General features: G+C 65.5%; 13 protein-coding genes. 4 read left to right on the top strand and 9 right to left on the bottom strand.

The features are described from left to right. Positions 1–200: 200 nt before the first annotated feature. Entirely contained in the window at positions 201–908 is a 708-nt protein-coding gene (gene lexA, locus HCA61_RS14080; RefSeq protein WP_169688791.1) for a transcriptional repressor LexA, read from the top strand. 124 nt (positions 909–1,032) lie between these two features. Here the strand turns inward: lexA and HCA61_RS14075 are convergent, their stop codons facing one another. From HCA61_RS14075 to HCA61_RS14045, 7 genes are all read right to left on the bottom strand, one after another. Next, positions 1,033–2,175: an acyl-CoA dehydrogenase family protein gene (locus HCA61_RS14075; protein ID WP_169688790.1), complete on the bottom strand. Its 1,143-nt coding sequence runs from the start codon at positions 2,173–2,175 to the stop codon at positions 1,033–1,035. 105 nt (positions 2,176–2,280) lie between these two features. Beyond that, positions 2,281–3,537, bottom strand: a complete 1,257-nt coding sequence (locus HCA61_RS14070; RefSeq protein ID WP_169688923.1) for a solute carrier family 23 protein — start codon at positions 3,535–3,537, stop codon at positions 2,281–2,283. Positions 3,538–3,671: 134 nt separating this feature from the next. Beyond that, positions 3,672–4,736, bottom strand: a complete 1,065-nt coding sequence (locus HCA61_RS14065; protein WP_169688789.1) for a hypothetical protein — start codon at positions 4,734–4,736, stop codon at positions 3,672–3,674. Further along, positions 4,736–6,199, bottom strand: a complete 1,464-nt coding sequence (hflX, locus tag HCA61_RS14060) for a GTPase HflX (RefSeq protein WP_169688788.1) — start codon at positions 6,197–6,199, stop codon at positions 4,736–4,738. The genes HCA61_RS14065 and hflX overlap by 1 nt, the downstream gene beginning before the upstream one ends. A gap of 73 nt (positions 6,200–6,272) precedes the next feature. Further along, on the bottom strand, positions 6,273–7,139 hold the full coding sequence (dapF, locus tag HCA61_RS14055) for a diaminopimelate epimerase (protein ID WP_169688787.1): 867 nt from the start codon (positions 7,137–7,139) through the stop codon (positions 6,273–6,275). A 101-nt stretch (positions 7,140–7,240) separates the two neighbouring features. After that, the gene (gene miaA / locus HCA61_RS14050; protein WP_169688922.1) at positions 7,241–8,176 is read right to left on the bottom strand and encodes a tRNA (adenosine(37)-N6)-dimethylallyltransferase MiaA; all 936 of its coding nucleotides are present in this window, start codon (positions 8,174–8,176) and stop codon (positions 7,241–7,243) included. After that, on the bottom strand, positions 8,164–8,886 hold the full coding sequence (locus HCA61_RS14045) for a hypothetical protein (RefSeq protein ID WP_169688786.1): 723 nt from the start codon (positions 8,884–8,886) through the stop codon (positions 8,164–8,166). Before HCA61_RS14045 ends, miaA begins: the two co-directional genes overlap by 13 nt. Positions 8,887–9,034: 148 nt before the next feature. On the opposite strand from HCA61_RS14045, the gene HCA61_RS14040 reads away from it, so the two are divergent. Continuing rightward, entirely contained in the window at positions 9,035–10,438 is a 1,404-nt protein-coding gene (locus HCA61_RS14040; protein ID WP_169688785.1) for a DUF349 domain-containing protein, read from the top strand. Positions 10,439–10,520: 82 nt separating this feature from the next. Here HCA61_RS14040 and HCA61_RS14035 read toward each other — a convergent pair whose 3' ends face one another. Together HCA61_RS14035 and miaB are read right to left on the bottom strand one after the other, a co-directional pair. Further along, positions 10,521–11,153 carry a hypothetical protein gene (locus tag HCA61_RS14035; protein ID WP_169688784.1) on the bottom strand — a complete coding sequence of 211 codons (633 nt, stop codon included), beginning with the start codon at positions 11,151–11,153 and terminating at the stop codon, positions 10,521–10,523. Further along, the gene (miaB, locus tag HCA61_RS14030; RefSeq protein ID WP_169688783.1) at positions 11,141–12,670 is read right to left on the bottom strand and encodes a tRNA (N6-isopentenyl adenosine(37)-C2)-methylthiotransferase MiaB; all 1,530 of its coding nucleotides are present in this window, start codon (positions 12,668–12,670) and stop codon (positions 11,141–11,143) included. Before miaB ends, HCA61_RS14035 begins: the two co-directional genes overlap by 13 nt. Before the next feature lie 235 nt (positions 12,671–12,905). Between miaB and HCA61_RS14025 the strand changes: the two genes are divergently transcribed. After that, positions 12,906–13,634 carry an amino acid ABC transporter ATP-binding protein gene (locus HCA61_RS14025; RefSeq protein WP_169688921.1) on the top strand — a complete coding sequence of 243 codons (729 nt, stop codon included), beginning with the start codon at positions 12,906–12,908 and terminating at the stop codon, positions 13,632–13,634. A 71-nt stretch (positions 13,635–13,705) separates the two neighbouring features. Further along, complete coding sequence (locus HCA61_RS14020; RefSeq protein WP_169688782.1) at positions 13,706–14,539, top strand: glutamate ABC transporter substrate-binding protein; 834 nt, start codon at positions 13,706–13,708, stop codon at positions 14,537–14,539. Positions 14,540–14,631 lie beyond the last annotated feature (92 nt).

The raw sequence follows: 14,631 nt of genomic DNA, 5'->3' as shown, positions 1-14,631 counted from the left end.
CCGTGGCAGTCATGAGCCGGGTGGGTTCGCCCATTCATTCGAACGAATGCCTGTTCGAAGTTTCTATCACGCTTCGGCATTCTTGTCGTCCGTTTGTTCGAAACAATCTCGAACAGATGTTTGATATACCGCACCGATGCGGATAGATTCGATAGATCACACACAACACATCAGAAACTCGACGCACGGAGGTCACGAGCATGACGGACGCCAACTCCGCGACCAGCCGGAAGAAGTCGTCCGGCACCGACGGCACCACGCTCACCGAGCGTCAACGCCGCGTCCTCGAGGTGATTCGCACCTCGGTTGCCGAGCGAGGCTACCCACCGAGCATCCGAGAGATCGGAGACGCGGTCGGCCTCAACAGCACCTCCTCGGTCGCGCACCAACTTCGCACCCTCGAGCGCAAAGGCCTGCTGCGCCGCGATCCGAACCGTCCCCGCGCAGTCGATGTACGCGGATTCGACGACCCTCAGGTCGCGTCCGACGTCGTCGGCGAGGAGCTCACGGCGGCGTCCTCCGAGGACATCCCCTCGGCTGCCCTGGTTCCCGTCGTCGGGCGGATCGCAGCAGGCGGTCCGATCCTCGCAGAAGAGGCCATCGAGGACGTCTTCCCGCTGCCCAGGGAGGTCGTGGGCCAGGGATCGTTGTTCCTGCTGAAAGTCGTGGGCGAATCGATGATCAACGCAGCGATCTGCGACGGAGACTGGGTCGTGGTTCGTCAGCAGAATGTGGCCGAGAGCGGCGATATCGTTGCCGCCATGCTCGACGGCGAAGCCACGGTCAAGACCTTCAAGCGCGTGAAGAACGATGTCTGGCTCATGCCACACAACCCCATGTTCGAACCGATTCCGGGCAACGACGCGGTCGTACTCGGCAAGGTGGTCACAGTCATCCGCAAGCTCTGACCGCACATTTCCGTCGCGCATCACAGACCGTCGTCGACCTACTTACACGCCGAGGCCGGTAGGGCTCCATCGATATGGAGCCCTACCGGCCTCTGGTAATGCGCCCGCTACGAACGTGCAGCGATCAGAGGTTCAGCCCGCGGCCGATGACCTCCTTCATGATCTCGTTCGTACCGCCGTAGATCTTCTGGACCCGAGAATCGAGGTACGCCTTGGCAATCGGGTATTCGCGCATGTATCCGTAGCCGCCGTGCAGCTGGAGGCAGCGGTCGATGAGTTCGACCTGCTTGTCCGTGGTCCAGTACTTGGCCATCGCGGCCTCCTGGACGGTGAGCGCACCGGCATTGAGCAACTCGACGCATCGGTCCACGAACACCCGGGCAAGCAGGGTTTCCGTCGACAGTTCGGCGAGTTCGAATCGGGTGTTCTGAAAACGTCCGATCGGCTTGCCGAAGGCCTTGCGGTCGCGGCAGTACTGGATGGTGTCCTCGAGGACCTGCTCCATTGCGGCAGCCGCGACGACCGCGATCGAGAGTCTCTCCTGCGGAAGGTTCTGCATCAGGTAGATGAAGCCCATTCCCTCTTCGCCGAGCATGTTGGCCGCCGGAACACGCACGTCGTTGAAGCTCAACTCGGCGGTGTCCTGCGCATCGAGACCGATCTTGTCGAGATTGCGGCCACGCTCGAAGCCGGGCATTCCGCGCTCGACGACGAGCAGGGAGAATCCCTGGGCGCCCTTCTCCGGGTCGGTGCAGGCAACCACGATCACCAGATCGGCGTTGATTCCGTTGGTGATGAATGTCTTGGACCCATTGAGCACCCAGTCGTCACCGTCACGAACCGCCCGGGTCTTGATGCCCTGGAGATCGCTGCCGGTGCCCGGCTCGGTCATCGCGATGGCGGTGATGATCTCACCGGAACAGAATCCGGGGAGCCACCGCTTCTTCTGTTCCTCGTTCGCGAGGTTCAGCAGGTAGGGCGCCACGACATCGTTGTGCAGCATGAAACCGACACCGCTGTATCCGCCGCGGGTGGTTTCCTCGGTCAGGACAACGTTGTAACGAAAGTCGTCGACGCCGCCGCCACCGAACTCTTCAGGCACTGCCATGCCCAGAAAGCCCTGTGCACCGGCCTTCTTCCATACTTCGCGGTCGACAATCTTGTCCTTCTCCCACTGCTCGTGGAAAGGGGCCACCTCCTGTTCGAGGAACTTCCGGTACGACTCACGGAACAGGTCGTGTTCGGGCTCGAAAAGGGTGCGTTCCATCTGCGCTCCTGTCAGTGACGACGTGGACGTACCCACGGTATGCACGCGCGTGAACGATGACGCTGACAGGAGCGAGCAGATTTTGTGACCGCGACAACTCGCGGATCAGCTGCGCAGTTCTGCCAATCGGCGCAGCAGTGGATAGGCCACGAGTATTCCTATCGACCCCCACGCGATGCCGCCCAGCTCCACCGATCCGATCGACAGCGTGAGGTCACCGATCCCTGCAACGAGTGCCGCCGCGACCACCGTGAGATTCACGGGGTCGGTGAAGTCGATCTTTGCGTCCATCCAAATCCGCACGCCCAGAAGGCCGATCAATCCGTAGAGGACGAGAGTGGCTCCGCCCAGAACGCCCTCGGGCACCGTGAACACGAGCGCCCCGAACTTCGGGGAGAACGCGAGCACCACTGCAGTCACCGCCGCCACCCAGTACGCAGCGGTCGAATACACCCGGGTAGCGGCCATCACGCCGATGTTCTCGGCATATGTGGTGGTTCCCGATCCTCCGCCTGCGCCCGCGAGCGTGGTGGCCAGACCGTCGGCGAGCAGCGCGTCGCCTGCGACACTGTCGAGATTGCGGCCTGTCATCGCGGCAACAGCCTTGACGTGACCCACGTTCTCTGCGACGAGGACGACGACCACCGGCAGGGCAAGCAGGACGACCGACAACTCGAAGGTGGGGGCGCGCAACTCGGGCAAGCCGAACCAGGCCGCTTCCTTCAGCGCGTCAACGCGGTCGGACGCGAGACCTCCGGTGATCCATGCGAAGAGCCATCCGATGACCACACCGACGAGGATGCCGAGCCGGCCGAGAAGGCCGCGGCCGAGCACCGTCACCACAAGGATCGCGATCAGCGTCACCGCACCGATCAACGGCTGGGCTTCGAACGATCCGACAGCGGTCGGTGCAAGATTGAGCCCGATCAGCGCGACCACAGCGCCGGTCACGACGGGTGGCATCACGGCATCGATCACCCGCGAGCCGAGCGCCTTGACGATCAGTCCGATGACGGCGAGCACGACGCCTGCCGCCACGATACCGCCGAGCTGCGCGGCCGGACCGCTCCCCGCCGAGGCCGTCAAGGGCGCAATGAACGCGAAGGACGATCCCAGATAACTCGGTACACGCCCGCGGGTGATGAGCAGGAACAACACGGTGCCGATGCCGGAAAACAGCAACGTGGTGGTCACCGGGAAGCCGGTGATCGTGGGCACGAGCAGAGTGGCACCGAACATCGCGACCACATGCTGCATCCCGATGCCGATGGTTCGCGGCCACGAAAGCCGCTCGTCGGGAGCAACGACCGCCCCGGCATCGATCTGCCGCCCGTCTCCGTGCAGCTCCCAGCCGAATCCCATGTTGCGACTCGTAGGTCGCACGCGTTCATTCACGACGGAGATCGTATGACTCACGACAGGTGCATGTGATGTCGGCCCCGGAGATCTTCCTGCCGTTCCGGTCGAGAGGGAGCAGGTGTTCCGGAACCTCCGACTCAGGACCGTCGCGTCCGCAGAAACCTCAGGATCACGGCGCCGACCGCCACGAGCACGGCAACACCTGCGGCGACTCCGATCGGCCCGGCATACGAGTCCGAGTTCGATTCTGTGTCCGACACCGGCTTCGCACCGAAATGGTCGGTGACACCACGCCACACCCGGATCGGAGGTCGCGCTTCGGTAAGGGTGCCGCCCTGAACGACCGCTTCGGAGCCCGTCACCAGATCGCCCGACGAGGTGAAGGCCACCGCCTCCCCCTGTGGTTCGTCGGGCACCGGGATTCGCAGTGCGGGGCCCGCAGTCAACGCTGCTACCAGGTCGGTGTCGGGCGCGTGGAACAGGTAGACGTCCGTGTAGGTGCGGACCGCCGCGACAGTTCCGTCCGGGCTCACCGCACCACCGGTGATCAACGTGGACGACGCACCCGGAAGAGGTCCGCCGGGGGTGTCGGTAGGACCGAGAGCGAGCGACCCGACCTTTTCCAGCGGTGTCGGTCCTGGTGTCGCGAGCTGCTCGAGTGCTCGACCGCGAGCCGGCCGATAGACACCGCTCGCACCGAACAACGTCTTGGTGACGATCACCGGCTCTCCGCTCGCCGATACCAGCACGGCCTCGGCGTCGCGAGGACCGTCCGGGTAGGTCAAGCGGTACAGGTCGCCGGCCCCGCTGTCCGGGTCGAGCGAGATCAGAGCCACGGTCTGTCGTGCTGACGTGTTGTCGCCGATGTCCGCGAGCCACAGTCTGCCGTCGGGACCTGCCGCGAGGTCCTCGATGTCATACGGGTCGACCGGAACCGGGAACCGTTGCATCACTGTGCAATCCAGGTCGAGCTCGACCACCGATTCGTCGACTCCCGCGTCGGGGGTCGCGAACAGCCGCCCACCGACCGCGGCGAGGCCCGACAGCTCGTCGAGTGCGGGGTCGTCCGGTGTGCACAGGTTTTCCGATGGAAACTCCGCGACTGGGACGCCCGCGGTATCCGCCTCGGCGAGCGCCGCACCGGGTAGAGCACAGGCGAGCGCGACGACAGCGACGACCCCGGCGCCGCGCAGCGGACTCATCAGACGACGTACTCGTCCAGCACGGAGGCGAGCGGCCGTGGAACTCTGGCATGCACGCGTGTTCCGTCCGCCTCGTGCGCGGAATGGAGGATCTGGCCGTCCGAGTGGATTCGGGACAACAGGTCGCCGCGGGTGTAGGGCACAAGTACCTTCACCTCGACGTCGGGGTCCTCGAGCATGCGCCCGAGCCGCTCACGCAACTCGTCGACACCCTCACCGGTATGCGCCGAAACGAACACCGAATCGGTCAGGAGCCCGCGGAGTTGGGTCAGCGTGACCGGATCGGCCGCGTCGACCTTGTTGACAACGATCAATTCGGGCGGCGGCGGTCCGTCGGACTCACGTAACACGTCCGTCAGAACCTCGCGGACGGCCTTGATCTGCTCTGTCGGGAGAGGATCGGATCCATCGACCACGTGCAGCAGAAGATCGGCATCGGCGACCTCCTCGAGGGTCGACCGGAAGGCCTCGACGAGCTGAGTCGGCAGGTGACGTACGAAACCGACCGTGTCGGTCAGAACCAACTCCCGGCCGTCGGGTAGCGCTGCGCGTCGTGTCGTCGGGTCCAGGGTCGCGAACAGAGCGTTCTCCACCAGGACTCCGGAACCGGTGAGCCGATTGAGCAGGCTCGACTTGCCCGCGTTGGTGTAGCCGACGATCGCGACGGACGGGATCCGGTTGCGCAGCCGGCGTGTCCGCTTCGTATCTCGCGCTGCCTTCATCCCTTTGATCTCGCGGCGCAGCTTCGCCATCCGTTCACGGATCCGACGACGGTCGGTTTCGATCTTGGTTTCACCGGGTCCGCGGAGTCCCACACCCCCGTTGCTGCCGGCACGGCCACCTGCCTGGCGAGACATCGACTCACCCCAGCCACGCAGTCGCGGCAACATGTACTCCATCTGCGCGAGGGAGACCTGCGCCTTGCCCTCACGAGAGGTTGCGTGCTGGGCGAAGATGTCGAGGATGAGTGCCGTCCGGTCGATGACCTTGACCTTGACCACCTTCTCCAGCGCTGTGAGCTGAGCAGGCGTGAGTTCGCCATCGCAGATCACGGTATCGGCGCCGGTGGCGAGCACGATCTCGCGGAGCTCGTCGGCTTTACCCGAGCCGATATAGGTGGCGGCGTCCGGCTTGTCGCGGCGCTGCACCATCCCCTCCAGCACCTCGGAGCCGGCAGTTTCGGCAAGTGCGGCAAGTTCGGCGAGGCTCGCGTCGGCCTGTGCGGCGGTGCCTCCCGTCCATACGCCGACCAGCACAACCCGTTCGAGGCGGAGTTGTCGATACTCGACTTCGGTGATGTCTTCGAGTTCAGTGGACAGACCCGCGACGCGCCGCAGGGCGCTGCGGTCTTCGAGCTGCATCTCGCCCACCGATGGATCGTCGTGAGCCCAGCCTGCGGGTCCGTCGTATCCTGTGCGATCGGTGTCGTCTGTCGTGTTGCGAGTGCGCGATGTGTTCGTCATACAGGTTTCATCGTCCCACGAAGTCCGATTCGGTGCATTCGAGTTTTTCGGACCACCCCGAGAAGGTATGCGTTCACCCGAGCGACGACCACCAGTCGTCGCTGATGGTGCCGCGCGCAACGAGCACCGAGGGCCCCCTCAACCAGGCATGTTCGTCCTCGATCCGCACCTCCACTGCACCGCCGGGAATCCGCACCCGCACGACACCGGCGTCGGCACCGTCGTACCGCAGCGCCGCTGCGGCCGCCGCGACCGTGCCCGTTCCACACGAGCGGGTCTCGCCGACCCCCCGCTCGTGCACGCGCATCTGAACGGCTCCTGATTCGATCGGGCTCAGGAACTCGATGTTGACGCCCTGCGGGAAGAAGCCTGGATCGTAACCGGGCGACGTGAGGTCGAGTGCGGCGAGGCTCGCGCCGGTGAGATTCGGATCGACACAGGCCAGATGCGGGTTTCCGACGTCGATGCCGATCCCCGGATACACGCGGCCGTCGATCGTGGCGGACGACTCACCGAGCTGTGCAACCCGTCCCATTTCCACGGTGACCTCGCCCGTAACCGGTCCGGCAGAGTGGACCCGCACGGGCTTGCCGCCGGCTCTCGACCCCACGACGAAGCTCTCCCGAGTCTCCAGCCCTTCCGCGGTGAGGTAGTGAGCGAAGACCCTCACCCCGTTGCCGCACATCTCGGCGATCGATCCGTCGGCGTTGCGGTAGTCCATGAACCAGTCGCCGACGCTCGCCCCGTAAGGGACCGCATCGAGCAGACCCGACTCGACCAATGCTCCGGTCCGCGCTACGCGTAGCACGCCGTCGGCTCCGAGACCGCGTCGTCGGTCACACAGGGCCGCGATGCGGTCGGATGTGAGAGTCAGCCGGGCATCGGGATCCGGAAGGATGACGAAATCGTTCTCGGTGCCGTGGCCTTTGCTGAACTCCATGCCGTCAACCTTAGCGAGGGCCTCGCTGCGCTCGGCTCCAGGAGTCGGTGACTCACAACGCTTCGGAGTCGACGACTCCACAGCACTTCAGCGTCGACGAATCACAGCATTTCGGAGTCGACGACTCGCAGCGCCTCGGTGACCAGGTTCGGGTCGGCGCCGTCGAGCCAGCGGATCCGATGATCGCGGCGAAACCACGAACGCTGCCGCCGGACATACCGGCGGGTTCCGATAAACGTCCGTTCCCGCGCGTAGTCGAGGTCGCACTTGCCTTCCAAATAGTCGAGGACCTGGAAGTATCCGATAGCGCGGGGCGCAGTCACACCCTCGCGGAGTCCCTGCTCGATCAGGGCATGGACCTCGTCGACGAGACCGAGTTCGAACATGAGATCGGTGCGTTTCTCGATGCGCTCGTCCAGATCTGTCGTGTCGCGGTCGACACCGAGGATGATCGTGTCCCAGCGTGGGTCGCCGACGGTCGGTTGTGACGCAGCGAAGGGAAGACCGGTCAGCTCGACGACTTCCAGCGCGCGCACCATACGCCGCCCGTCCGTAGGCAGGATCGTGGCGGCCGCGGCAGGGTCGGCATGGCGCAGGGCTTCGTGCACGGCGGCCACGCCCCCGTCGGCGAGGACGGCTTCCCATTTCGCGCGGACGTCGGGGTCGGTCGCCGGGAACTGCCACTCGTCGAGCAGAGACTGCACGTACATCATCGACCCGCCCACGACGACCGGCACCCGGCCCGACGCCAGGATGCGTTCGACGTCAGCGGTGGCGGACTCCTGATAGCGCGCGACGGTCGCGGTCTCGGTGACGTCGAGAACGTCCAGCTGGTGGTGCGGAATCCCGCGTCGTTCGCCTACCGGCAGTTTCGCGGTGCCGATGTCCATACCGCGGTACTGCTGCATCGCGTCGATGTTGACGATCTCGCCGCCGAGCGCCTCTGCGAGATCCAGTCCGAGATCCGACTTCCCTGTGGCGGTCGGACCCACCACCGCGATGGGGCGGCGATGCACCGGGAGACTCACGGGCGCCAGGTCCCCACGTGATAGCCCACCCCGTACGGTGCGGCGCTGTATTCGATCGTGGCCTCGGACGGAGGCTGGGCGAACGCCGCTGCCAGCACCTGCCATGCAGCACGACCTTCGAGTGCGATGTCCGCGCACAGTCCGGCGTCGAGCGCAGCCAGCGTCTGGGGAGTACCGGCAGCGAGCGCTTCGCCCAGACTCTGCTCGACTGCAGCGGATCTCTCGTCGAATGCGCCAGGAGCCTTGGCGGTCAGGGTGGCAGCGCCGTCGGCGACGATGAGCAGCCCGCGCCGCGCGGCGCCTTCGTCGAGTTGCGCTCGCAGAGTCTTGCCCAGCTGTGCACATTCGGCCGGATCCGTATCGCGGGCGAGGACGTGTACCTCGGCGCGGGCTCCAGGCGCTGCACGCTCGCGCAGCCATCCGGCAATCAACGCAGTTAGCGGCATGTCGACGTCCGGAGACCCTGAGGCCGGATCCCCTGCGGGACCGAGTGAGATCCGGACGTCGGCACCGTATCCGCGGAAGGTGCCGACGGCGTCGGACGGGACTTCCTCGGACTCGGTCCCCGTACCCACCACTATCCACTCGTCGACATCGCCGACCACACGCGCCGCAGCGAGCACGGCGTGTCGTAGCTCGTCGGTCTCGGCGGCAGCGAGTCCGAGCAATTCGGGCACGAGAAGAGGCGGGGAAGGCACGAACACCGCGGCAATCAACACATCGGCAACGGTAGTCGACCGGACCGGGAGCCCCGCAGGCGCGCGACCTGTTTCAATAGGGGGCGGACGTGATCACGGATGCCGTGACCGGACCTGCGGTAAGCGATGCGATCAGGCAGCCGTGCCGCGCGGCAGAGATGAGGTAGCGATGACCGACCCGAACGCACAGGACCCGACGCCCGAGCAGGTGTCCGGCACACCGCCGCGTCCTGGTCCCCCGAAGCCGGGAAGCCCACGCCCCGGCGCGCCGAAGCCCGCCCCGACCGAGTCGGAGCACGCCCCCAAGCCTCATCCGGCCCCTGGACAGACGCATCCGCACGCCCCTGCGGTACCGGCGAGCGATCCGAGCCGGTTCGGACGGGTCGACGATGACGGCACCGCGTGGGTTCTGACCGCTGACGGTGAGCGTTGCATCGGTTCGTGGCAGGCAGGCGACGCTGCCGAAGGCCTCGAGCATTTCGGTCGGCGTTACGACGATCTCGCAACCGAGGTCGCGCTGTTGGAGACACGTCTGACATCGGGCTCCGGTGACGTCAAGAAAACCCGCGCGGCGGCCGAAGCGATCCTCGAATCGTTACCGACCGCGGCGGTGATCGGCGACCTGGACGCACTCTCGACGCGGCTCACGGGCGTGATCGAGGAATCGGAGAAGGCGGCGATCGTCCAGAAACAGGAGAAGGAACGGCACCGCGCGGAATCCACTGCCCGCAAGGAAGCGCTGGCGGCAGAGGCCGAAGAGATCGGCGCCGACTCGACTCATTGGAAGGCCGCGGGCGATCGTCTGCGGGAGATCCTCGACGAGTGGAAGTCGATCCGCGGGGTCGACCGCAAGACCGACGACGTCTTGTGGCGCCGGTATTCGAAGGCACGAGAGGCCTTCAATCGTCGGCGCGGCGCTCACTTCGCCGAACTCGATCGTGAACGTGCCTCCGCGAAGACCAAGAAGGAGGACCTGGTCGCACGCGCCGAAGCTCTGCAGGACTCCACCGACTGGGGCGCAACCGCCGCAGCGTTCCGGGATCTGCTTGCCGAATGGAAGGCATCGGGGCGCGCACCTCGGGAAGCCGACGACCAACTGTGGAAACGTTTCAAGGGCGCGCAGGACGTCTTCTTCGCCGCGCGCAATGCCGCGTCCGCCGAACGCGACGCCGAGTTCGAGGAGAACGCCCGCGCCAAAGAGGCGCTGCTGGAGTCGTCATCGACGATCGACCCTGCGGCCGACCTGGAAGCCGCGCGTACCCGGCTGCGCGAACTTCAGGAACAGTGGGAGGCGATCGGCAAGGTTCCCCGCGACCGGATGCACGATCTCGAGGGTCGCCTCCGCGCGATCGAGAAGCGCGTCCGTGAAGCGTCCGACAGCGAGTGGCGTCGGACCGACCCCGAAGCCCTTGCCCGCGCCGCTCAGTTCCGCGAGCGGGTCCAGCAGTTCGAGGAGCAGGCGGAGAAGGCGCAGGCGAAGGGCCGCACCAAGGACGCCGACGCGGCACTCGCCCAGGCTGCACAGTGGCGGGAGTGGGCGGAAGCTGCAGAGAGCGCCGTCGGCGAGCGCTGATCGCGTCCGCTGTGACCACGAGCCCCGTTCGGTCCGAAAGGCATCCGGCCCGAACGGGGCTCGTCTCGTCGCTGTAGGTGGTCTATTTCAGATGTCCACCGAACATCCCCCGGCGGTCGTCCTCCTCGGCAATACGCCGCAGCTCGGCCTCGGCCGCGAGCTGTGCGGACGTTCTGGACCAGGCCACGCGGATCCAATGGAAGGTCAGGACCATCACGGCGACCCAGCCGAGGAACAGACCGATTCCGGGTCCGGACGCGCCGGAGTCGACCGGGAGCGTCTGACGTGACCACACGGTGAGCAACCCGAAGATGATCGACACAGCAGAGCCGGCAGCCGCGGCCCATGCCAGGAACCACTTTCGGGTCACGAGTGCGAGAATCGAGGCGACCGCGCCGAAGCCGAGCGCAAGCCACGTGAAGATGCGGGACGGAAGCGCAATGGATTCCGCTGTCGCGTCGGAGGCGAACGAGAGCACCTCCCACCCGTTCGCGGCACCGGCGTGTGGGAGGCTGAACGAACCGAGCAGCACGAGCACTGCGACGGCGACGAACATCGCGCGGGCCCCGGGGTCGATTTCACCCGCAATCTTGCGTTCGGCGGCCTCGAGGTCGGCGCGGGCCTCCCTGAGTCCGTGGTCGCTCAGCCGGTCGGTGTTGCCATCCGTGCCCCGGTGGGTGTTCGGACTGTTCTCGCCCGTGGTCATGCGTTGCATCCCATCTGTGTCGGTAGGGGTTCGGGGGCACCGATGCTCGGCAGGCCGAGTCCCACACCGATCGGTTTCGTCTTGGGCAGGCGCCCCTGTTCGAAGTGATCGCCCGCGCGGGTGCGGCGGTGGGTGAGGATCGGGGTATCGGCGACGAGATGATGCGGCGCAGCATCGCTGACGACGATCGTGACGATGTCACCGGGCCGAACCGCGGTGTCGACGTTGCCTTCGGGCCGGAAGTGCACGAGTCGCCCGTCGCGGGCGCGGCCGCTCATTCGGGCGGTTGCCGCGTTCTTTCGGCCTTCACCGTCCGCGACGAGCAATTCGACCTCGGTACCGACGAGCTTGCGATTCTCCTCGAGGGTGATGCGCTCCTGCAGCGCGATCAGGCGCTCGTACCGCTCCTGCACGACAGCCTTGGGGAGCTGCTCGTCCATCTCTGCAGCGGGTGTGCCGGGGCGCTTGGAATACTGGAACGTGAAGGCACTGGTGAATCGCGCCTTCTCGACGACGTCGAGGGTGTCCTGGAAATCCTCTTCGGTTTCACCGGGGAATCCGACGATGATGTCGGTGGTGATCGCCGCGTGCGGCATGACCGCACGGACCCGCTCGATGATGCCGAGGAACTTCTCCTTGCGATACGACCGGCGCATTGCGCGCAGGATCCGGTCGCTGCCCGACTGCAGCGGCATGTGGAGCTGGGGGCAGACGTTGGGCGTCGACGCCATCGCTTCGATGACGTCGTCGGTGAATTCGGCGGGGTGCGGCGACGTGAACCGCACGCGTTCGAGGCCGTCGATGTCGCCACAGGCGCGGAGCAACGACGCGAACGCGCCGCGGTCGCGGGGCTGTTCCGGGTCGGCGAAGGACCGTCCGTACGAGTTGACGTTCTGTCCGAGCAGGGTGACTTCGAGGACACCCTCGTCGACGAGTGCCTGCACCTCGGCGAGAATGTCGCCGGGTCGACGATCGACCTCTTTGCCGCGCAGGGCGGGGACGATGCAGAAGGTGCATGTGTTGTTGCATCCGACCGAGATCGACACCCATCCTGCATAGGGCGACTCGCGCTTCGCCGGGAGCGTCGAGGGAAACGCTTCGAGCGAGTCGAGGATCTCGACTTCGGCCTTCCGATTGTGGCGTGCGCGGTCGAGGAGCGCCGGGAGATTGCCGATGTTGTGAGTGCCGAACACCACATCGACCCACGGCGCCTTCTTCACGACGGTGGCGCGATCCTTCTGCGCGAGACAACCCCCGACTGCGATCTGCATGTTCGGGTTCTCGTCCTTGACAGGCCGGAGATGGCTGAGGTTGCCGTACAGCTTGTTGTCGGCGTTCTCGCGCACTGCGCACGTGTTGAAGACGACAAGGTCGGGAGATGCACCCGCTTCGGCGCGGGTGAAGCCGGCGTCTTCCAACAGGCCTGACAAACGCTCCGAATCGTGCACGTTCATCTGGCAGCCGTAAGTGCGGACCTCATACGTCCGAGCACCTGTGTTCGGGGCAACATCGTCGATCAATGACACGTCTCAGGGTAGCTCACGAGAGTAACCGACCGTCCCGGCGGTGACAGTGTGCGCCGCGCCGCACCCATGCCGAGGACGGCCACGGTCCGGCCTCGCCCGATTGCCGCTGTAAAAGTTGAATGTCGATGGGACGAAATGTGGGGGTTTCGGAGAACGACCGCATAGGGTCTTGATCATGACAGCAGCGGATGCGGGTTCGGCGAAGCCCTCGGAGGTATCGAGCAGCTCCACTCCGATGATCACGATGACGAACGTGAACAAGCACTTCGGTGCGCTGCACGTCCTCCAGGACATCGACATCGAGGTTCCGAGTGGTCAGGTGGTCATCGTGGTCGGCCCGTCGGGATCCGGAAAGTCCACACTGTGCCGAACCATCAACCGGCTCGAGCCGATCGACTCCGGCGAGATCCGGGTGGACGGCAAGACTCTTCCGGCCGAAGGTAAAGCCCTGGCAGCGCTGCGCGCCGACGTCGGCATGGTGTTCCAGTCGTTCAATCTCTTCGCTCACAAGACGATCCTCGAGAACGTGATGCTGGGCCCACTCAAGGTCCGCAAGCAGAAGAAGGAAACCGTACGGGAGAACGCGCTGCGCTTGCTCGAACGAGTGGGTATCGCGAACCAGGCCGACAAGTATCCCGCCCAGTTGTCCGGCGGTCAGCAGCAACGTGTCGCGATTGCCCGCGCCCTGGCAATGAGTCCGAAGGTGATGCTGTTCGACGAGCCGACCTCCGCGCTCGATCCCGAGATGGTCCAGGAAGTTCTCGACGTGATGACCTCGCTCGCGAAGGAGGGGATGACGATGGTGGTCGTCACGCACGAGATGGGCTTCGCCCGCAAGGCCGGCGACCGCGTGTTGTTCATGGCCGACGGCCGCATCGTCGAGGACACCGACCCCACCACCTTCTTCACCGCACCGTCCTCCGATCGGGCCAAGGACTTCCTCGGCAAGATTCTCAGCCACTGAGGGGGCAAGATCCTCAGCCACCAGCCCCGTTCCACGACAGCCCGATCGAACACCACAACCGGAGGTACTCGATGAAAATGTCTCGCTCGATCCGCCTGGGCATCGGCGCGATCGCCGTCGCTCTCGCCGCAACAGCGTGCGGTGGCGACGAATCCCGCAGTGTCACGTCCTCTGCCGAGAACGGAAACCTGGTGGTGGGCATCAAGTTCGATCAGCCCGGACTCGGCCTGCGCAATCCCGACGGCACCTTCAGCGGTTTCGATGTCGAGGTGGCCAAGTATGTGGCCGGGCAGCTCGGCGTGTCCGAGGAGAACATCGAGTTCAAGGAATCGCCGTCGGCTCAGCGCGAGACGCTGATCCAGAACGGCGAGGTCGACTACATCGTCGCAACCTACTCGATCACCGATTCCCGCAAAGAGAAGGTCGATTTCGCCGGTCCGTACTTCATCGCGGGCCAGTCGCTGCTGGTGCGCGCAGACGAAACCGAGATCACCGGTCCGGAATCGCTCAATGGCGGCAAGCGTCTGTGCTCTGTGACGGGGTCGACCCCGGCACAGAACGTCAAGGACACCTATGCACAAGATGTGCAGCTGCAGGAGTTCGACACCTACTCCGCGTGCGTCGAGGCGTTGCGTAACGGTGCGGTCGACGCGGTGACCACCGACGACATCATCCTCGCCGGCTATGCAGCCCAGAGTCCCGGCTCCTTCAAGGTGGTCGGTGAACCTTTCACCGAGGAGCGGTACGGCATCGGCCTGGCGAAGGGCGACGACGCTTCGCGCGCTGCTATCAACGATGCGATCCAGGAGATGATCGACAGCGGAGCCTGGGCGGAGGCCTTCGAGGCAACCGTCGGCGCGTCCGGATACCCGTTGCCCGAGCCGCCGACCGTCGATCGGTACTGATCCGGCGTTGCTCCCGAGGTACGTCCGGCCGGTTCGTGACGAGTTCACGGACCGGCCGGTTCCACCCTCACAGTCCCGTCCCGTCGATCCCG

It is taken from the genome of Rhodococcus sp. HNM0563, assembly GCF_012726195.1.
In the GTDB taxonomy this organism is placed as follows: domain Bacteria; phylum Actinomycetota; class Actinomycetes; order Mycobacteriales; family Mycobacteriaceae; genus Rhodococcus.
Note: the sequence above shows the minus strand (reverse complement) of the source record. Positions and strands in the feature narration are given on the sequence as shown.